This window comes from Amycolatopsis panacis, assembly GCF_003600245.1.
GTDB classification, from domain to species: domain Bacteria; phylum Actinomycetota; class Actinomycetes; order Mycobacteriales; family Pseudonocardiaceae; genus Amycolatopsis; species Amycolatopsis sulphurea.
The window spans coordinates 1-19572 of record NZ_QZFV01000139.1; the positions used below are offsets into that span (position 1 = coordinate 1).

At 68.7% G+C, this 19572-nt stretch carries 13 protein-coding genes, 2 tRNA genes, 1 pseudogene and 1 riboswitch; of the genes and pseudogenes, 7 read left to right on the forward strand and 9 right to left on the reverse strand.

The genetic code is table 11. From position 1 onward, the window contains the following. Both D5S19_RS29040 and D5S19_RS29045 read left to right on the forward strand, forming a co-directional pair. A partial coding sequence (locus D5S19_RS29040) for a transposase family protein (RefSeq protein WP_147397527.1) occupies positions 1–344 on the forward strand: 344 nt, incomplete at its 5' end. Between the two features lie 333 nt (positions 345–677). Continuing rightward, positions 678–2054: a tyrosine-type recombinase/integrase gene (locus tag D5S19_RS29045; RefSeq protein WP_147397528.1), complete on the forward strand. Its 1377-nt coding sequence runs from the start codon at positions 678–680 to the stop codon at positions 2052–2054. Between the two features lie 65 nt (positions 2055–2119). Here the strand turns inward: D5S19_RS29045 and D5S19_RS29050 are convergent. From D5S19_RS29050 to orn, 3 genes are all read right to left on the reverse strand, one after another. Continuing rightward, a tRNA-Lys gene (locus D5S19_RS29050) sits at positions 2120–2192 on the reverse strand. A gap of 180 nt (positions 2193–2372) precedes the next feature. Continuing rightward, positions 2373–2448, reverse strand: a tRNA-His gene (locus tag D5S19_RS29055). A 78-nt stretch (positions 2449–2526) separates the two neighbouring features. Then, the gene (gene orn, locus D5S19_RS29060; protein WP_199730762.1) at positions 2527–3135 is read right to left on the reverse strand and encodes an oligoribonuclease; all 609 of its coding nucleotides are present in this window, start codon (positions 3133–3135) and stop codon (positions 2527–2529) included. Between the two features lie 118 nt (positions 3136–3253). On the opposite strand from orn, the pseudogene D5S19_RS29065 reads away from it, so the two are divergent. Further along, a pseudogene (locus D5S19_RS29065) lies at positions 3254–4781 on the forward strand (helicase HerA-like domain-containing protein). 137 nt (positions 4782–4918) lie between these two features. Here D5S19_RS29065 and D5S19_RS29070 read toward each other — a convergent pair. The 4 genes from D5S19_RS29070 to D5S19_RS33415 form a co-directional block, all read right to left on the reverse strand. Continuing rightward, the gene (locus tag D5S19_RS29070) at positions 4919–6118 is read right to left on the reverse strand and encodes a S1C family serine protease (protein WP_199730763.1); all 1200 of its coding nucleotides are present in this window, start codon (positions 6116–6118) and stop codon (positions 4919–4921) included. Positions 6119–6210: 92 nt separating this feature from the next. Beyond that, positions 6211–6348, reverse strand: coding sequence for a hypothetical protein (locus tag D5S19_RS32205; protein WP_158605671.1), 138 nt, complete (start codon positions 6346–6348; stop codon positions 6211–6213). 71 nt (positions 6349–6419) lie between these two features. Next, positions 6420–7742 (reverse strand): M20 family metallopeptidase, encoded by a 1323-nt coding sequence (locus tag D5S19_RS29075; protein WP_120026567.1) that lies wholly within the window; start codon positions 7740–7742, stop codon positions 6420–6422. Positions 7743–7779: 37 nt separating this feature from the next. Beyond that, the gene (locus tag D5S19_RS33415) at positions 7780–8247 is read right to left on the reverse strand and encodes a class I SAM-dependent methyltransferase (RefSeq protein WP_325050334.1); all 468 of its coding nucleotides are present in this window, start codon (positions 8245–8247) and stop codon (positions 7780–7782) included. Between the two features lie 224 nt (positions 8248–8471). Between D5S19_RS33415 and D5S19_RS29085 the strand changes: the two genes are divergently transcribed. The 4 genes from D5S19_RS29085 (at position 8472) to D5S19_RS29100 (ending at position 13362) form a co-directional block, all read left to right on the forward strand. Further along, the gene (locus tag D5S19_RS29085) at positions 8472–9371 is read left to right on the forward strand and encodes a DNA-3-methyladenine glycosylase family protein (protein WP_120026568.1); all 900 of its coding nucleotides are present in this window, start codon (positions 8472–8474) and stop codon (positions 9369–9371) included. A 249-nt stretch (positions 9372–9620) separates the two neighbouring features. Further along, positions 9621–10304: a M50 family metallopeptidase gene (locus tag D5S19_RS29090; RefSeq protein WP_233574233.1), complete on the forward strand. Its 684-nt coding sequence runs from the start codon at positions 9621–9623 to the stop codon at positions 10302–10304. 590 nt (positions 10305–10894) lie between these two features. Continuing rightward, complete coding sequence (locus tag D5S19_RS29095; protein WP_120026569.1) at positions 10895–12127, forward strand: aldehyde dehydrogenase family protein; 1233 nt, start codon at positions 10895–10897, stop codon at positions 12125–12127. Between the two features lie 41 nt (positions 12128–12168). Then, positions 12169–13362: a dihydrofolate reductase family protein gene (locus D5S19_RS29100; protein ID WP_120026574.1), complete on the forward strand. Its 1194-nt coding sequence runs from the start codon at positions 12169–12171 to the stop codon at positions 13360–13362. Positions 13363–13432: 70 nt separating this feature from the next. Here D5S19_RS29100 and D5S19_RS29105 read toward each other — a convergent pair whose 3' ends face one another. Further along, the gene (locus tag D5S19_RS29105; protein ID WP_120026570.1) at positions 13433–14626 is read right to left on the reverse strand and encodes a chitinase; all 1194 of its coding nucleotides are present in this window, start codon (positions 14624–14626) and stop codon (positions 13433–13435) included. Between the two features lie 639 nt (positions 14627–15265). Beyond that, a complete protein-coding gene (cobN, locus tag D5S19_RS29110) occupies positions 15266–18913 on the reverse strand; it encodes a cobaltochelatase subunit CobN (RefSeq protein WP_120026571.1) in 3648 nt (1215 codons plus the stop codon). A 54-nt stretch (positions 18914–18967) separates the two neighbouring features. Beyond that, positions 18968–19041: riboswitch (cobalamin riboswitch) on the reverse strand. Positions 19042–19572 lie beyond the last annotated feature (531 nt).

Genomic DNA, 19572 nt, shown 5'->3' on the forward strand with positions numbered 1-19572 from the left:
CGGACCCACTCCCCGGAAAAATGCACGACAAGAAGGCGTTCGACGAGACACCCATTGCTGAGATCGTCCGAAACTCCGGCGGCGGCATCGGCGACAAAGGCTACCAAGGCACCAGCCTGGTCACCCCGCGAAAAAAGCCAAAAGGAGGAGAACTCAGCAAACGAGACAAAGAAAGTAACGCCGAAATATCTGCCCTCCGCGCAGCCATAGAACGAGTCGTCTCACACTTCAAAAACTGGCGAATACTTCACACCGACTACCGCCGCCCCTACTCCACCTACCGCGACGCCTACGACGCCACGCGCGGACTGTTCTTCTTCTCAATAGCCTGGGGTTTTGAATAACGCTCTATGGACTGTTTCAGCGAGGCTGAACTCGGCCAGCAATTCTGCGAAGCATTGATATGCCGGGCGAACGCCGAGACGCTCCGAGCCGAACCGTGATGCCGATGCCCATCGACTCAACACCCTGGGTGATCCAGATTGGCTGATTCCGAGTGCCAGGAGGAGCCGAGTGCTTGGAGATTGTCGACTGCTGCGCGGAACGGTCGCGGCGTCGTACTCGCGAGGCTCAACGACGGAAGGGCCGTCGTGGGTTATTCGTCAGTTATCCACAGCAGGCTGGTGGTCATCTAAGACGAGAAGGCGCACGCTGGGGTGTTCGGCAAGGAGGTCGTGATGAGGCGAGCGGCGGTGTACAAGCGGTGCGGTTGCAGGACACGAAGTGAAGCGGGTGGCGGGCGTTGTCCTCGGTTGGGTGAGCGGGGCCATGGGAGTTGGTATTTCTCGCTGGAGTTGTCGTGTGGTCGGGATGGTCGTCGGCATCGGGTGCGCCGCGGCGGGTTTCGGTCGCGTGCGGCTGCGGAGCAGGCGCGGGCGTATCTGGTGGGCGGGGATGTGGTTCCGGGGCGGAGTGCGGTGACGGTGGGGCAGTGGCTGGACATTTGGCTGGAGATGAGGCAGAGCTTGAGTTTCAACACGCGTCGGCTGTACACGCAGCAGGTGGACGACTATCTGAAGCCGTGTCTGGGGAGCGTGCCGTTGCGGTCGTTGACGGTGGCGCGGGTTCAGGCGATGTTCGTCGGGCTTGTCCGGGCGAACGCGGCGCGCCGGCGGCCGTTGTCGCCGGCGACGTTCGTACGGATCCGGGGCACGTTGCATGCGGCGTTGAACGGCGCGATCCGGGTGAGTTTGATCGAGCGGAATCCGGCGCATCTGGTGGAGTTGCCCTCGGGGCGGCGGCCGCGTGCGGTGGTGTGGACGGATGCGCGGGTGGCGCATTGGCGGGCTACGGGGGAGCGTCCGCCGGTGGCGGTGTGGACGGCGAAACAGGCGGCCGAGTTCTTGGAGCATGCCCGTGGCCATCCGTTGTACGTGCTGTATCTGGCGGTGGCGTTGCTCGGATTGCGGCGTGGCGAGGCGGCGGGGCTGCGGTGGTGCGATCTCGACCTGGATGCTGGAGTGGTGCAGGTGTCACATCAGGTCCAGGACCGCGGTGGCCGCACGGTGGTGTGTCCGCCGAAGACCGAGGCGAGCGTGCGCACGGTGGCGTTGGATCATGGCCTGGTGGCGGCGTTGCGGGTGCTTCGATCGCAGCGGCGGCAAGGTGATGGTGGTGAGCCGGTCGGTTTCCTGTTCGCCAATCGGGACGGCGGGCCGTTGAGCCCGGGGTATGTGACGCACGCGTTCACGAGATTGTTGGTGGAGGCGGGTTTGCCGCCGGTCCGGTTGCACGATCTGCGGCATGGCGCGGCGAGCTTGTCGTTGGCTGCGGGCAACGATTTGAAGGTCGTGCAGGCGATGCTCGGGCACTCCAGCATTGTGCTCACAGCGGACACCTACACGAGCGTGCTGCCCTGTCTGGCTCATCGCGCTGCCGAGGCGACCGCGGCGCTGGTGTTGGAGGCCGCCCGCGACACTGCGATCGCGTTGCGAGAACGAGGAAGGAGAAAGCAGCGCCGACGCGGAAAGGGGCGCGGCAGCCGGGAGCGGGCGGCTAAGAAGCAACATCGACCGGTGCGGCCGCATTCGGCCCCACGCCGGTCCCACTCATGATCGAAGCCCACCGGCAAGATCCCCGTGATTGAGGAATCCTGCAGGTGGGCTTCGATTCAGAACTGTGCGCCATCAGGGACTCGAACCCCGAACCCGCTGGTTAAGAGCCAGCTGCTCTGCCAATTGAGCTAATGGCGCTTGGTGTTTCCCGCCGCCGTGGTCTCCCTGGCGACATGGGAAAGATTAGCAGCCCGTTCAGGAGCCGTTTCAGGGGGGTCCCCTTGGGTGCGCGGGCCAGGGGCTGCCGTGGAGCCGGGCGGGGCACGAAAAACCCCGGCCCGCGCGGAGACCAGAGAGTCTCGGCACGGGCCGGGGTGCTGGGGTGGCTGACGGGGCTCGAACCCGCGACCTCCTGGACCACAACCAGGTGCTCTACCAGCTGAGCTACAGCCACCATCTGAAGCAGGACGATCTTGCGATCCATCTTGCTGCAGGCAATCTTAGCGGGTGCTCGCCAACCCCTTTCAGGGGGTCACCCTCGGTTGCGTTCCTGCACTTCGGCGGCGGTGGCCTTGGCCTGGTCGCTGGTCGGGCCGGGCTGGGGGACGAAGGCGGCGTTGCGGTAGTAGTCGAGTTCCCCGATCGACTCCTTGATGTCGGCCAGCGCGCGGTGGGCGAGGCCTTTCTCCGGCTTGGCGTAGTAGATCCGCGGGTACCAGCGGCGGACCAGTTCCTTCACCGACGACACGTCGACCATCCGGTAGTGCAGGTGGTTGTCCAGTGCGGGCATGTCGCGGGCGATGAAGCCGCGGTCGGTCGCGATCGAGTTGCCGGCCAGCGGGGCGGAGCCCGGTTCGGGGACGAACTCGCGGATGTAGGCGAGTACGCGCTCCTCGGCTTCGGCCAGCGTCACCGCGGAGGCGCGGACCTCGTCGGTCAGGCCCGACTTGGCGTGCATGTCGCGGACGACCTGGGGCATGCCGTCGAGCCGGGCATCGTCGGCGTGGATGACGATGTCCACGCCGTCGCCGAGGATGGTGAGGTCCGCGTCGGTCACCAGCGCGGCTATTTCGATCAACGCGTCCTTGCCGAGGTCGAGCCCGGTCATCTCGCAGTCGATCCAGACAAGATGGTCGTTCACCCGCATCACCCTAACTCGACACGGGGGATATCGGCGCCGTTACCGGGGCTTCCGGCGCGTTACGCTCGGGCGGCCAGCGGAAAAGTGTGATTTCGGACTCAGAATCGGGGTGCGGTCGGTGGCCGAGCAGGGGTCGGAAGCAGCAGCGGAGATCGCGCGGGGCTACCTGAGCGACGGGGCCGCGGTCGAACTGGGCGCGGTCGTCATCGACGGGACGGCGGAGTCCTCGGCGGCGGTCCGGTTGCCGCTGGCGACGCTGAACCGTCACGGCCTGGTCGCCGGGGCGACCGGGACCGGCAAGACCAAGACTTTGCAGCTGATCTCCGAACAGCTGTCCGCGGCTGGGGTGCCGGTGGTGCTGGCCGGCGTGAAGGGTGACCTGTCCGGACTGTCCGTAGCGGGGGAGCCGACCGACCGGATCGCGAAGCGGGCCGCGGAGCTGGGCGACGACTGGGCACCCGCGGCGAGCCCCGTGCAGGTCCTGTCGCTGGGCACCGGCGGCAAGGGCGCGCCGATCCGGGCGACGATCACCAGCTTCGGCCCGGTGTTGCTGTCGAAGGTGCTGGGCTTTGAACGAGACGCAGGAGTCGACGCTCGGTCTCATCTTCCACTGGGCCGACCAGCGTGGCCTCGCGTTGCTCGACACCAAGGACCTGCGGTCCGTGATCACGCACCTGACCGGCGACGAGGGCAAGGAAGACCTCAAGGGCATCGGCGGGGTGTCCGCGGCCACTGCCGGGGTGATCCTGCGCGCGCTGTCCAATCTGGAGGCACAGGGCGGCGAGGACTTCTTCGGCGAGCCCGAACTCGACGTGCACGACTTGATACGCCAGCAGGACGGCAAAGGCGTGGTCAGCTTGCTGGAGCTGCACAACCTGCGGTCGAAGCCGGCTCTGTTCTCGACGTTCCTGATGTGGCTGCTTGCCGAACTGTTCGAGGAGCTGCCTGAGGAAGGCGACCTCGACAAGCCGAAGCTCGTGTTCTTCTTCGACGAGGCGCACCTGCTGTTCTCCGACGCGTCGAAGGCCTTCTTGGAGCGGATCGAGCAGACGGTGAAGCTGATCCGATCGAAGGGCGTCGGCGTGTTCTTCTGCACCCAGTTGCCTACCGACATCCCGAACAACGTGTTGTCGCAGCTCGGTGCCCGGATGCAGCACGCCTTGCGCGCGTTCACCCCGGACGACCAGAAAGCCCTGGTCAAGACCGTCAAGACGTATCCGAAGACCCCGCACTACGACCTTGAGTCGGCGTTGACCTCGTTGGGCATCGGGGAGGCGGTCGTCACCGTGCTGTCCGAGCGCGGGGCGCCGACGCCGGTGGCGTGGACGAGGCTGCGTGCGCCGCGGTCGAAGATGGGCTCGGTAGGCGCCGAAGCGATCGAGGCCGCAGCCACGGAGTCGGATCTGCACAGGAAGTACGCGGAAACGATCGATCGGGAGTCTGCATACGAGAAGCTGACGGCGAAGGTGGCCCCGTCGGCGCCGGAGCCTGCGCCCGAGGCGCCTGCCGCGAAGCAGGAGAAAGAAGAGCCGGGGTTGATCGCGCAGGCGATCAGCAACCCGGCGGTCAAGTCGTTCATGCGTTCGGCGGCGAGTTCACTGGGGCGGGAGATCACGCGCGGCCTGTTCGGCAACCGGCGCCGGTGATCGACGGGTTCCCGACCCGGTGAAGGCCGCTCTCCCCAGGCCCCGATTCCCGGGGAGAGCGGCCTTCGGTTCCCGTGCTGCCCCGGCAGCAGAGGTGCGGGACGGACCGCCCCGACCGCGGCCCGTCCCGGGTCCGGTCAGCCGTTCACGATCTGGTCCACGATCGTCTTCGCGTCGTTGATCGGGATGGCGAAGCCGATGCCGACACTGCCCGCCGAGCCGTTGGCCGACGCGCTGGGGCTGTAGAGCGCGGAGTTGATGCCGATCACCTGGCCCTGGGCGTTCACGAGCGCCCCGCCCGAATTGCCCTGGTTGATCGAGGCGTCGGTCTGGATCGCGGTGTAGCTCGGGGCGGAGGTGTTGTTGGAGGTCTGCCTGCTGAACGGGCTCTGCTGCTGCTCGTTGCCGCCGACGTCGGACAGCGGCCGGTTCAGCGCGCTGACGATGCCGTTGGTCACGGTGTTCTGCAGCCCGCCCGGCGACCCGATCGCGACCACTTCCTGCCCGACGACGAGCTTGCTGGAATCCCCGAGCGTGGCCGCGGTGAGCCCGCCGGCGCCCTGGGCCTGCAGCACCGCAATATCGCCCTTGCTGTCCGAGCCGACGACGCTGGCCTGGTATTTCTTCCCGTCCGACGTAGTGATCGTGACGTTCTGGGCCCCCTCGACGACGTGTGCGTTGGTGAGGATCCGGCCGTCGGAGGTGAGGATGACCCCGGAGCCGATCGCCTGGCCCTGCGACGTGGTCACGTTGACCTGCACGACGCTCGGCACGACTTTCGCCGCGACCGCGCTGACGTCCCCGGAGGACGTGGTGTTGCTGACCGTCTGCCCGGTGACCGACGACGAAGTGGCCGCCGACCCGGCGGAGTCACTCCCCGTAAGCCCGACGATCGCCGCCCCGGCACCGCCGCCGATGAGCGCCGCCGCGAGCGCGGTCGCACCGATGATCGCGGTCATCCGTCCCGCCCGCTTCCGTCCTGGACCTGCCAATGCGACGGGAGGTTGTGCACTGGACGGCGAGAGAACCGGACCTGCCGCGGGTTGGCCGAAATGCGGTGGGATGGCGGCTTGTCCGGCCGTGGGGTGAGGCTGGCTGCCTGCGTGGCTTGATGCGGTGTACGGAAGCCCACCTGCCTGGCTGACCTGCTGCCCGGGGTAACCCGACGGCTGCCCGCCTGACATTCCCGCCGCACCCTGCGGCGACGCCTGTCCGGAGGGGAGCGGGTACGGCCCGGCCTGCTGGCGTCCGTACTGCCCGTACTGCTGCTCATCGCGCTGGTGCGGCTGGTGCCCACCGGAGGCGGCGGGGCCGGGCCGGCTCTCGTTCTCGCTCATGGACTCGAGATTCGCGCCCCAGCTTGTGAGAATCCTGTGGAAATCCCTGGGGCTTTGCTGAGAAGAATCAGCTGAGAATTCTCAGGCATTCCTCAGCCGGTCCCGCGGCGCTCGTGCGGCGTGATCCGGCGTGCTTCCCCAGCCCAGCCCAGCCCAGCCCAGCCCAGCCCAGCCCAGCTGGTCTCCTCCTCACCCCCGCGCGAGTGCACGTCTGGGTACGTCCCCTGCATGTTGAACCCTGGGCGCCGCAGCTGATCCGGCCCGCCCCTCGCACTCCCGGCAGCGAAAGGCACCGCGAAGCTCAGTCGAAGAACCCGGGTACGTCCAATACACCTCCCGCCGCCTCGAATTCCTCGTGCACTGCCGCCCTCAGGTCCGCGTCCGCCAGATAGTCCGCGGCCGTCAGCGCCAGCCCCAGCGCGCCGTCCACGACCGCCTTGTTCCCGGCGCGGGAACCGGCTGCCGCAGCGAATTCCTTGGTGTGCAAGGCGACTGTCGGCTCCGAGATGGCGATCATCGGATGCAGGGCGGGCATCCGGTACGACAGGTTGCCCAGATCCGTCGATCCGGTCAGGAATTCCGGCACGATGCCCGGCGGCAACGGGGTACGGCCCGTGTCCTCCTGATTGACAGTCCACCGGCCGGCGAGCGTGGTGTTGAACCGGATCGGCAGGTACGCCGGCTGCCGATCCCAGTGCAGCTCCACCCCGCAGCCGGTCATTTCGGCTGCGCCGTGGGCGATCGCGGTCATCCGGCGAGCGAGGTCCCGCAGCGTCTCCGGATCCGCCGAACGCAGATAGAACAACAATGCCGCCCGTGCGGGGATGACGTTCGGCCGCGCGCCACCGTCGGTGAACACGCCATGAACCCGGTCGGTCGACGGCAACTGCTGGCGGAGAGCGGAGACACCCTGGTAAGCGGCCACCGCGGCGTCGAGTGCGTTGCGGCCCATGAAAGGTTGCGCGGACGCGTGCGCGCCGACCCCGTGAAAGACCATCTCGAGCTGACGCCGCCCGAGGAACGGGTGCAAAGCGATGTCATGGCTGAACGGATGCAGCATGATCACTGCGTCGACGTCGTCGAAAACGCCTGCCCTGGCGAGGGTTTCCTTGCCGCCACCGCCTTCCTCCGCCGGCGTGCCGATGAGTGAGACCCGTCCGCCGAGTTGCTCGGCGACCGCTGCCGCGCCGAGGAACCCGCCTGCGCCGGCCGTGCAGATGACGTTGTGCCCGCAGCCGTGGCCCAAGCCGGGCAGGGCGTCATACTCGGACAGAACGGCGATGTGCGGGCCTTCCTGGCCGCTGCTCTCGGTGCGCAGGGCGGTGTCCAGACCGCCGAGCCCGACCGTCACCTCGTGGCCGTGCGCTCGTAGCAACTCCGCCAACGCCTGCACGGAACGATGTTCGGCGAACCCCTCTTCCGGATGTGCGTGCAGATCCTGACTGAGCGCGACCAGTTCGGCTGCCCGCGCGTGCACTTCTCGTGCCACGGCAGCACGGACTTCCCCCGGTGCTCCGGCGTGGCCGGAGCCGAGAGGCTCGGCGGTGGCCACGGCGTCGGCGGTGGCTTCGATCAGGGCGCGGAGGTGGCTGTCGTCGGGCGGGACGGGTGCGGCGTGGGTCATGCGGCGAATGCTAACCCCGGGGTCCGACAAAAACCGATCACTCCCCGTTCGCGAGACGTCCGGACGCGAGCTGAGCCAGTCCGAAGTACCGATCCTGCACGTCATGGAACCCGCGTGCACGCGATCTCCCCGCGGCCGAACATTCGCTGCCCGCTGGCGATTCCTCCTGCTGTGTCAACGAATCGGGCAGGTTGCCAGTCTCGGCGGGCACTGGGTGAGCAGCACGATTCGGCCGCCCGGGCGGAGAAGCCGGGTGAAGGAGCCGAAGGCACGTTTCGGGCTCGGCGAACATGTGCAGTGCGGCGAAGCAGCAGACTGCATCCACAGTGGACGATTCGAGAGGCGGCTCGACCGCACCGGCGCGAAGGTAGGCGACGGGTTCGTCGAGTGCGCGCGAAGGCATGCCGACGGCGCCATCGAGACCGACAGCGAGCCCATCTGGACCCACCGCGTCGCCGCAGGCGTGCGTGAAACGGCCTGTGCCACAGGCGACATCCAAGACCACCTCGCCACGCTGGCTCGTGCCCAGGGCGGCGAGCCGCTCCTGGGCGCTCGGATGCTGGGGCGCGGCGGTCCTCTCCTTTGAACACCGGCGGTATTTCGCCCGATCAGATAGCTCGTTCAGGTGAATAAAGCGCCGATCAGGCGTTCGACGCGCCCGCTGGTCGATTTCTTGTCTAACGTCATAGGCACGGTCTCCGACCCGGAGGCCAGCAAGGAGGACGACAGATGAGTGCCCCGATCCTGCTGCCGATCGACCTGCCGATCGGTGAGATCGCCGTGCACGGTGCCTTCGATCCGGCCGCCGCGGCCCGCCGGTGCCCTGGCTCCGGTCCGGACGCGATACGCCTGGCCTTCCCGGTGGACGGGCTCTGGCTGCACACCGGTGCCGCGGTTCGGCGGAGATCGCCGGGCACGGTGGAGGTCGAGGTCATCGCGCCGGTGGAGGTGGCCGCTCGCGTCGTCGGACAGGTGAGCCGGATTTTGTCACTGGACGCAGACGGGTCGGGTTTTCCGGAGGTGGCGGTCCGGGATCCGGTGGTGTGGCGGCTGATGGCCCGCCATCCCGGAGTGCGTCCAGTGCTGTCCTCGTCACCCTACGAGGCAGCCTGCTGGGCGGTCCTCACCCAAGGTATGCGTGCTGGGCAGGCAAACCGGTTCCGGGCGCGGCTCGTCGAGCGGCATGGCCGGATCGTCGAGTACGAGGATTTCCGCTTGGCCTCTTTTCCTTCGCCGGCCGCGCTGGTCTGCCTGTCGGACGAACCTGGGCTGGGGCGGTTCCGGATCGCGCGACTGCGTGCGGTGGCGCGTGCGGCGAGCGAAGGACTCCTCGACGCCGAGTACCTCCGTGCGATGCCCATTGCCGACGCTCTGGCGGAGCTCTGCTCGATACCCGGGATCGGCGCGTTCGCCGCCGAACAGGTCCTGCAGCGCGGAGCCGGGCACCCGGATCTGTTCCCACGCGCGGACACCGATCTCCACCAGGCGATGCGGGAGCAGTACCGGTTGCCGGCCGGCACCTCTGTCCCGGAACTCGAGCAGCTGGCCGGCGAATGGCGGCCGTACCGGTCGTGGGTGGCCTACCTCCTCCGGCTCCACCGGGGCCGGCCAGTCCGGGAAGGAAGGTGAGAGCGGACGAAATCGGCTGACGCAGGCAACTTTGGGGAGGAGGTAGCCGTCATGAACTGAGGCCCCGCCTATACCGAACAGCTGCGGATGACCCGCGCCTGGGCGCTCACATGGGCCAGATGCGATCTGTGGTGAGGTGTCGGCGTGATTACCGCCTTCGTTGCTTCGTCGGTTCTCGGTGCTCGCCCAGCTGCCGGAGATCTGTCCGGTGCCGCTGCGGCGGCGGGTGCCGGAACGGTCGGTGCGGCGTTGGATCAGGCGAACACGCCAAGCGTGATCACCTTGGCGACCGGGGTGGTTGCGTTGCTCATCGTGCTTGTCGGCGGGACGCCGTGGCGATTCGCGCGCAACGTGGTCACGTTGGTCCACGAGGCGGGTCACGCGCTCGCCGCGGTTCTGGTGGGCCGTCGGGTGCGGTCGATCCGCCTGCACTCGGACACCTCCGGGGTGACCGTCTCGCGTGGCCGGGCCGAAGGGCCAGGCATGGCGTTCACCGCGATGGCCGGGTACGTCGCGCCCTCGGTGCTGGGTCTGTTGTTCGCGACCCTGATCGGTGCGGACCTGGTCACTGCAGTGCTCGTGCTGGTCGCCCTGTTGCTACTGGGCGTGCTGATCATGGTGCGTAATGCGCACGGCGTATTCACGGTCGTCACGAGCGCGGTTGTGCTGGGGCTGGTGGCGTTGGTCGCGCCGACGGTGGTCCAGGCGCCGTTCGTGTACCTGCTGACCTGGTTCCTGCTGTTCGGAGGGGTCCGGCCGATCGTCGAACTGCAGGTGAAGCGGCGGCTCGGCCAGGCCCGTGACTCCGACGCCGATCAGCTGGGCCGGCTCACCGGCGTGCCCGCGGTGCTGTGGGTGCTGGTGTTCGGGGTGCTGACCCTCAGCTGCGTTGTCGCAGGTGGGCTGTGGTTGCTGCAACCGCTGGCCGATTGAGGGCGTTCGCGTTGCCGGCTGGCTACTGACTGAGGTGAATCAGCGCTGTCGACCTTGGCGGGCTGGGGTACGCCTGCGCTGTATGCCGGCAGCCCGGGGCGTTCGGGCTGTTTGCGGCCTGTGCCGGGGTCTGGACGCTCGGGTCGTGGACATCCGGCTTGATCTCGGGTGCTCGGGTCGTGGACATCCTGCGGTGGCATGGGGGCTCGGGTTCCTGGCAGCCTGCGTTGATTCTGGACGTTGGCTGTGGTGCTTGCCTCGGCTACCGGCACTTGCGCTTGTGGACGTTCACGATGTGGACGCTGACGGTGCCGACGGCTTCGTGCCGGCCTGCGCAGCGGCCCTGGCGCGGGCACGGCTGCGGCGTGAGATGCGCGGGGCAGGCGGACCTGTGCGTGGGTTGGCGTTGTCGGCCTTGTGTTCGCGGCGGGTCGGGTGTGGTTGCCGTGCCTGACGGTGGTGGGGAGGCCACTCGCGGCGAGTGACCTCGTGGCTGTGGCCTGCGTCCCGAGGGGATGAGCCCGTCGTCTTCCGATGTGGGCGGATACGGCAGACTGGGTATCTGCCTGACCTGCGGAGGGAGCAAGACGATGGACGAGGTCGCGAAGGCCGTCGAGGAGTGTGCTCGGGCGGCGAAGGCGGCTGCGCCGTCGTTGGCGGCGGCCGGCGACGAGGCGGTGGACGCGGCGCTGCTGGGCATGGCCGAGCGGCTGGTCGCGCACCGCGACGTGGTGCTCGACGCCAACCGGGCCGATGTCGCCAAGGCCGAGGCGGACGGGATGAGCGCCGGGTTGCTCGACCGGCTCACCATCACGCCGGAGCGGCTTGACGGGATGGCCGGGCAGCTCCGGTTGCTGGCCGGGGCGCCGCACCAGGAGCGGTCCGTCGACGTGTCCACATTGGACGGTGGGCTGAAACTGGTCGAACGGCGCCGTCCGGTCGGGGTGATCGGGGCCAACTACGAGGCGCGGCCGAACGTGACTGTCGACGTCGCCTCGCAGCTGGTGAAGTCGCGTAACGGCGGTGTGTTGCGCACGGGCTCGGCGGCGCTCGGGTCCGCGCAGCGGCTGCGGGACGTGGTGATCGCATCGGCGCTCGAAAGGGCGGGGATCGATCCGGACGTGGTGCAGCTCGTGCCGCGGGTCGAGCGGGAGGCGGCGTCGGTGCTGGTGCGGCTGCCGGGCCTGGTGCCGTTGGTGATCTTGCGCGGTAGCGGTGACAGCACTCGCGCCCTTGCCACCGAGGCTGCGGTACACGGCGTGCGGACGCTCGCGCATGCGGACGGCGGGGGCGTGCTGTACATCGATGCCGCAGCTGACGCCGGTAAGGCGCGCGACCTCGTGTACGCGAGCCTCGATCGGCTCGGGGTCTGCAACCGGCTCAACCTGCTGCTGATCCACGAGGGAGTGCACGATGCGGTGTGGCCGCTGATCGAATCGGCACTGGCCGAACGTGGGGTCACCCCGTCGCTTGCTCCGCACGAGCACCCGATCGGCTACGAGTGGGCGCTGGATTCGGAGCGAGAAGCGACCGTTACGGTCGAAAAGGTGGGTGATCTCACCGACGCCGTCGAAATCGCGAACGAGCGAACGTCCGGTCTCGCGGCGGGGATCGCCACCGAGGATCCGGAAGCGGCCACTGCGTTCTTCGACGGCTACACCGGCACCGGCGTGTTCTGGAACGCGCCGACCCGGCTGCTCGACGGGTTCAAGCTGCTCGCCGTTCCGGAGACGGGGATCAACCTGGACCGGGTCCCGGGACCACGAGGGCCGGTGACCTACACCGATCTGTACGTCCGCCAATACGCCGTGTTGCCGGCGTGACCTGATTCGGGGGACCGCATGCACTCCATCGATCGGGCATGATGACCGAGCGGCCGCACGTCCTGCTGTCGGCGGCGCAGTCCCTCGACGGCTATCTCGACGACGCGAGTGACACTCGGCTCCTGCTGTCCAATGAGGACGATTTCGCCGAGGTGGACCGGTTGCGCGCCGAAGCCGACGCGATCCTCGTCGGCGCGGGTACGGTGCGTGCGGACAACCCGCGGCTGCTCGTGCGTTCCGCCAAGTTGCGGCAGGAGCGTCTCGCGGCGGGCAAACCGGAGCAGCCGATCAAGGCGACCGTCACCGCCGGCGGGGATCTGGACCCGGCCGCCCGCTTCTTCACAACCGGTGACGCGCCGAAGCTGGTCTACGCGCCGCCGGGGGTCGCTGATGGGCTGGCTGGGGTGGCCACCGTGGTGACCATCCCGCCGTCCGAAGGTGCGGAGGGGGGCGCTGGGACCGACGCAACCACAGGTGGGGAGCGGCCGGCCAAGGTCGGGGCGGCAGGGAGCGGTACAGCGCGGTGGCTGGGGAACGTGCTTGACGATCTCGCCGCGCGGGGGGTCCGGAAGTTGCTGGTCGAGGGGGGTGGGGCAGTGCACACCCAGTTCCTCGACGCGGGGTTGGCCGATGAGGTGCGGCTTGCGGTTGCGCCGCTGATCGTCGGGGATCCGCGGGCGCCTCGGTTCTTGGCGGGTGGGGCGTTTCCGCGGCCGTTGGAGCTGACCGGGGTAGGGCGGCTGGGTGACGTGGCCGTGTTGCATTATCGGGCGGCGGACGAACCTTCGGCGCTTGACGTGCGGCGGCTGCGGGATGCCATCGAGCTTGCCGACCGGTGTCCGCCGAGCGCGACGTTTCGGGTGGGGGCGGTGATCGGGCTGCCGGACGGAACGGTGCTCGCGACCGGGCATTCGGGCGAAGGCGACCCGCGCAATCACGCCGAGGAGGCCGCGCTGTCCAAGGTGGCGCCGGACGATCCGCGGTTGGCTGAGGCGACCATGTACAGCTCACTCGAGCCGTGCAGTGCGCGCGCGTCGCATCCGAAGAGCTGTACGCAGTTGATTCTGGAGAGCCCGATTTCCCGGGTGGTCATGGCGTGGCGGGAGCCGTCGCTTTTCGTTGACTGCGAAGGGGTGGAGTGGCTCACGGCGGCTGGGCGGCGGGTGATCGAGGTGCCGGCGCTGGCTGCGGACGTACGCCGGGCCAATACTCACCTGCCGGGCGTACGTCCCTGACGGGTTTCGTTGCCGAGTAAAGGTTTGTGCCGTGCCCGCCGCGCCAGGTGCGGCGGGCACGGCTGCGGGGTCAGCAGGCGCCGCTATCGGTCCAGACTCCGTACGCACCGGTGGCGCCAGGTTCTTCGCCCTGCGTCCACCACTTGGCGGTCCACTTGTGTCCATTGTGCTTGACCGTGCTGCCGCCCGTGTACACCTGGGACTTCTGCCATTCCGTTGCGTTGCAGGTGCCCGGTGGGTCGGTGGGCGGGTTCGTTTGCGGCGGCGCGGCGCCGGCGAACTTGGTGGTGAATTTTGTGAAGTCCCAGTCGTTCTGCTGGACGTTCGAGCATACGCCGTTGTCTGTCGTGCCGACGCAGGGACGGTCGCGGTTCACCGACCAGAAAGTGAATCGGCCGAGGTGGTGCGTCGTCGCGTAATCGTAGACGGTCTGGAAATCCGAGACGTTGAAGATTTCCGCGGCGTCGGACTTTCCGTTCATTCCGGAAAATCCTTCGTGTGCGTACGCGGTCGCGCTGTCCCAGCCGAGGTGGCTTTGGAGCAGTCCGTGGAACGCTTCCAGTGCCGAAACCTGGGCCGACGCGCCGGTGAACCCTCCGTCGAACGGCATGATCGAGAAGTTCGCCGGGGTGAAACCGATCGATTTCGCCTGATCCAGCAGCTGTGTGCCGAACCAGCCGGTGCCTGCCGACGTGCCGGGCATGGTCACCGAAACGAACAATCCGGGGTTGTCCGCTTGCAGTTTCTTGGCCGCACCCAATTCGTTGGCGATGGCCGCGGTGTTCTCGTATTCCGGTTCTTCCAGATCGAAGTCGATGGCTTTGAGCTGGTATTTCGTGACGACCTGCTGGTATGCGGCAGCGGTCGCGTCCACCGTGCCGCAGGTCTGGCCGAGCTTCGTGCCGGTGTAACCGCCGACGGAAACGGACACGTCGCCACCGTTGCCGCGGATCTTGCCGATCGCGCCGGCGACCGCGGCGTCGTCCGGCAATGCAGTCGTGCCGCTCCAGGTCGGTGTGCAGCCGCCGCTGTCGGGGGCGAGGATGAAGGCGAGCTGGAAGGCCTTCTGCCCGGTCGCGTTCATCACGGTCACCGGGTCGGGCGGGTTGTTGTTCTGCGGCATCAGGTACGGCGCGGACGCGTACCAATTGTTGCTGAGTGACGGTGTTTCGGGCTGCGCTTGGGCCGTCGCGGTCAGTGCACCGGCGGTGCCGAGCACGGTGATGGCGGCGACAAAGGGGGCGGCCAGTCTGCTTCGTTGCATCTGTCCTCCGGCTGTCGAGCGGACGAGTGCGATAAGCATTGGACTAGACCATTGCCAAGTCAAGACGCCGGATGGCGGGAACTGGCGGTGGCTGGGGTGTTCGGGAGTAATGCCGGAATCCGGAGGGGTCACTTCACCCTTGCGGCGCAACGGTTTCCGGACATTCGGGGGAGGACCGCCGGAGGGGGTGGTCCGGTGTGCGCCACCCGGAAACCGTGCTGGTGGGGCCGGTGGGGACCGGCAGAAAATGCCCGGACAGCCTTCTGCTGGAGAGTTCGTTAACGCCCGCCGAGCGAAATCCGCGGCCTCCGCCCTCGGTCGGGAAGTCCGCCAAGAACCCGCCGGGGAAACCCACGGCCCCAGCTTCCTGCCAGGACAGCGCACAGCCTATGCCGGCCCCGGCAGCCACAGCCCTTGCCGGGGTGACCCCGTAGCCGCTGCCGTGACCGGTTGCCGCGGCCCTCTGCCAGGACGGCCCTCGCTGCGACCAGCCGCCCCGGCCCTCCCGCGACACCCGTCCCGCGGCACCCGTCCCGCGGACACCTGTCCCGCGACACCCGTCCGGGCTCTCCTCAGGACACCCGCTCGAGCCCGACACCGCCCGCCGGGCCAAGAGGGAACCCCGGCGGGACCGGCACCTCAGTCGTTCTCCAGATCGCCTTCCAAGGTCAGGTATACCTCGCGCATCCGGGCCAGCAGGTCCGGGTCCGGAGTGGACCAGAGTCCGCGGTCGGCGGCTTCGTTGAGGCGTTCGATGATGCCGCGCAGGGCCCAGGGGTTGGCGTCCCGAAGGAACTGCTGGTTGACCTCGTCCAGGACGTAGGACTCGGTCAGTTTCTCGTACATCCAGTCGCCGACCACGCCGGCGGTGGCGTCGAAGCCGAAGAGGTAGTCGACGGTCGCGGCGAGTTCGAAGGCGCCCTTGTAGCCGTGCCGGCGCATGGCCGACAGCCAGCGTGGGTTCACCACCCGGGCGCGGAACACGCGGGCGGTTTCCTCGCCGAGGGTGCGGGTGCGCACGGCGTCGGGGGTGGTCGAATCGCCGACGTAGGACGTGGGCGCGGTGCCGGTCAGGGCGCGGACAGTGGCGATCATTCCGCCGTGGTACTGGAAATAGTCGTCCGAGTCGGCGATGTCGTGTTCGCGGGTGTCGGTGTTCTTCGCGGCCACCACGATCCGCTTGTACGAGGTTTCCATGTCCTCACGGGCGGGGCGGCCGTCGAGGTCCCGGCCGTAGGCGAAACCGCCCCAGACCGCGTAGACCTCGGCCAGGTCCTTGTCGTCGCGCCAGTTTCCGGAGTCCATCAGGGGCAGCAGGCCGGCCCCGTAGGCGCCGGGCTTCGAGCCGAAGATCCGGGTCGTCGCACGGCGGGTGTCACCGTGTGCGGCCACGTCCGCGGCGACGTGGGCGCGGACGTAGTTCGACGAATCCGGCTCGTCCAGCGACGCGACCAGGCGGACGGCGTCGTCGAGCAGGGTGATGACGTGCGGGAAGGCATCCCGGAAGAAGCCGCTGATCCGCACGGTCACGTCGATGCGCGGGCGGCCCAGTTCGGACAGCGGGATGGCCTCGATGCCGGTGACGCGCCGGGACGCCTCGTCCCAGATCGGTTGCACGCCCAGCAAAGCGAGGACTTCGGCGGCGTCGTCGCCGGAGGTGCGCATCGCGGAGGTGCCCCAGACCGAAAGGCCGACGGAACGGGGCCAGTCACCGTTGTCCTCGCGGTACCGGCGCAGCAGCGAGTCGGCGAGTGCCTGCCCGGTCTCCCACGCCAGCCGGCTGGGAATCGCCTTCGGGTCCACTGTGTAGAAGTTCCGGCCGGTCGGCAGCACGTTCACCAGGCCGCGCAACGGCGAACCGCTCGGCCCGGCGGGGATGTACCCGCCGTCGAGTGCGTGCAGCACCGCGTCGATCTCGCCGGAGGTGCCCGCCAGGCGCGGGATGATCTCGGTGGCGGCGAAGGCCAGTACCGCGGCAACCTGAGCGGAAGGGCTGTGAAGGGCACCTTCAGGGACGCTGATTCCGTGAAGGTTCCCTTCACAGACTTCGGCGACCACGGCGGGCACGGCGGCGGGCGACCAGTCGCGCGCCTCCATCGCGGCCACCAGCGACCGGGCGGTGGTCTCGATGGCGTCCACTTCGGACAGTGGGGCGTCGGAGTTCTCCTTCAGCCCCAGTGCGGATCGCAGGCCCGGCACGGCGCCCTGCTTGCCGCCCCACATCTGCTGGGCGCGCAGCATGGCCAGCACCAGATTGACCCGAGCCTCGCCGACCGGCGCCTCGCCCAGGATGTGCAGGCCGTCGCGGATCTGCGCGTCCTTGACCTCGCACAGCCAGCCGTCGATGTGCAGGAGGAAGTCGTCGAACTCCGCGTCGTGCGGCCGGGCTTCGACGCCGAGGTCGTGGTCCAGTTTCGCGGCCTGGATCAGGGTCCAGATCTGGGCGCGGATCGCGGGCAGCTTCGCCGGGTCCATCGCGGCGATGTTGGCGTGCTCGTCGAGCAGCTGCTCCAGCCGGGCCAGATCGCCGTACGATTCGGCGCGCGCCATGGGCGGCACCAGGTGGTCGACGATCGTCGCGTGTGCCCGCCGTTTCGCCTGCGCGCCCTCGCCGGGGTCGTTGATCAGGAACGGGTACACCAGCGGCAGATTGCCGAGCACGGCGTCCGGGGCGCACTCGGCGGACAGCCCGGCGGTCTTGCCGGGCAGCCATTCCAGTGAACCGTGTTTGCCGAGATGCACCACGGCGTGCGCGCCGAATTCCTCTTCCAGCCAGCGGTACGCGGCCAGGTAGTGGTGGCTCGGCGGCAGGTCCGGGTTGTGGTAGATGGCCACCGGGTTCTCCCCGAACCCGCGTGGCGGCTGGATCATCAGCACGACGTTGCCCGACTGCAGCGACGCCAGCACGATGTCGCCCTCGGGGTTTGCCGACGTGTCGACATACAGCGAGCCGGGCGCCGGGCCCCACTGCTCCTCCATCGCCTCGCGCAGCGCGGCGGGCAGCTGGGCGAACCAGGAGCGGTATTGCGCGGCGGGCACCCGGATCGGGTTGCCGGCCAGCTGCTCCTCGGTCAGCCATTCCGGATCCTGGCCGCCGGCTTCGATCAGCGCGTGGATGAGCGCGTCGCCGTCCGGCTGGTCGGTGCCGGTCGGGTCGACGCCGGGGAACGTCTGGGCGCCGAGGTCGTAGCCGCGTTCGCGCATCAGCCGCAGCAGCTTGATCGCCGATGCCGGGGTGTCGAGACCGACCGCGTTGCCGACGCGGGAGTGCTTCGTCGGGTACGCCGACAGCATCAGCGCGATCCGCCGGGAAGCGGGCGGGGTGTGCCGAAGGCGCGCGTGCGCGAGCGCGATCCGGGCGACGCGCGCGGCACGCTCCGTGTCGGCGACGTAGCGGGGGAGACCGTCGTCGTCGAATTCCTTGAAGGAGAACGGAACGGTGATGATCCGGCCGTCGAACTCGGGGACCGCCATCTGGTTGCCCGCGTCGAGCGGCGAGAGCCCCTCGTCGTTCTCCTGCCACGTCTCGTGGTCGCTGGTCAGGCACAACGCCTGCAGCACCGGAACGTCCAGCGCGGCCATCTCCGCGACGTCCCACGATTCGTCGTCCCCGCCCGCACCTGCCTCGGACGGCCGCGTGCCGCCCGCGGCGAGCACGGTGACCAGCAACGCATCGACCTTGCCCAGCTCGGCCATCATCTCCGGGGCACGGGTACGCAGGGATGCGGTGTGGATCGGCAAGGCCCGCCCACCGGCCGCTTCGACGGCGTCGGCGAGCGCGTGCACGAACGCGGTGTTCCCGGACAGGTGGTGCGCGCGGTAGTACAGGATCCCGATCACCGGACCGTCGGTCGCGGGGGCCGGCCGCTCCAGGACGCCCCACGACGGAAGTTCGGCGGGCGGTTCGAAGCCTTCGCCGGTGAGCAGGAGCGTGTCGGACAGGAACCGGTGCAGCTGCGTGAGGTTCTCCGGCCCGCCCTGCGCGAGGTACGCGTGCGCCTGCGCGGCGATGCCCGCCGGAGTGGTGGAGAGCTTCATCAGCTCGGCGTCCGGGGTCTGCTCCCCGCCGAGGACGATCACGTGCGCACCCGAGGCACGCAGCGTGTCGAGGCCTTCCTGCCAGGTCCGCGGCGTGCCCAGGATGCGGACCAGCACGATCGGCGCGCCGTCCAGCAGGTCCGGCAGGTCCGTGAGCGGCAGCCGGGACGGGTTGCCGAGCCGGTAGTCCGCCCCGCTCGCCCGTGCGCTCAGCAGATCGGTGTCCGAAGTGGACAGCAGCAGGATCACGGGGGTTCCTCACTCGGGGTGTCCGCGCCCCGGGTCGTCGGGCACGCCGGCCCGGAGTTCCTGGCTCCCGGGTGCCGGGGCACCCGGTCACAGTGGCGGGACCGTCCCGGACTCGCACCGGGTTCCTCCGCAGGCCGACGTGTGGTTCCTGCACACTCTCGCCGGGCGCGCGGGCGGCGTCAAGGTGACGGGATCCGCATTTTCCGTGGCGGGCCGGTCACGGTGCGGTGCCGCGGCAGACTGCCGCGCTCCCGGCGTGACCGTGCAACGGCGCGGTGGGCCACATCAGGTGCCGGTACCTGGTGTTTTGCCCGCCGGGACAGGTTTGCCGGGTCGGTGGGGAGTGTGTCGGTGGTTCTCTCGGGGAAATTAACGTACACGTACGCTTTGCCTCGATCGGGACAGCGGACAGTCGAGGTGTGCCCGCACGTCCGGGTTCGGCGGTGCTCTCCCGTCTCGGCAGTGCCGGCGAAGAGCGCATTCCGATCGTGAAATCGCGTGCGGTGAGTCGGGTTAGCAGGCTCCGGCAAAGTTGGTCGGGGACCCGGCAGCGGGCGATGCGGAGGTGTGTGCGACCACCTCGTGGCGTGCGCCGGCCCGGTTTCGGGTCCGTGAAGGGACCCTTCACAGACTCAGAGTCCGTGAAGGGTCCCTTCACG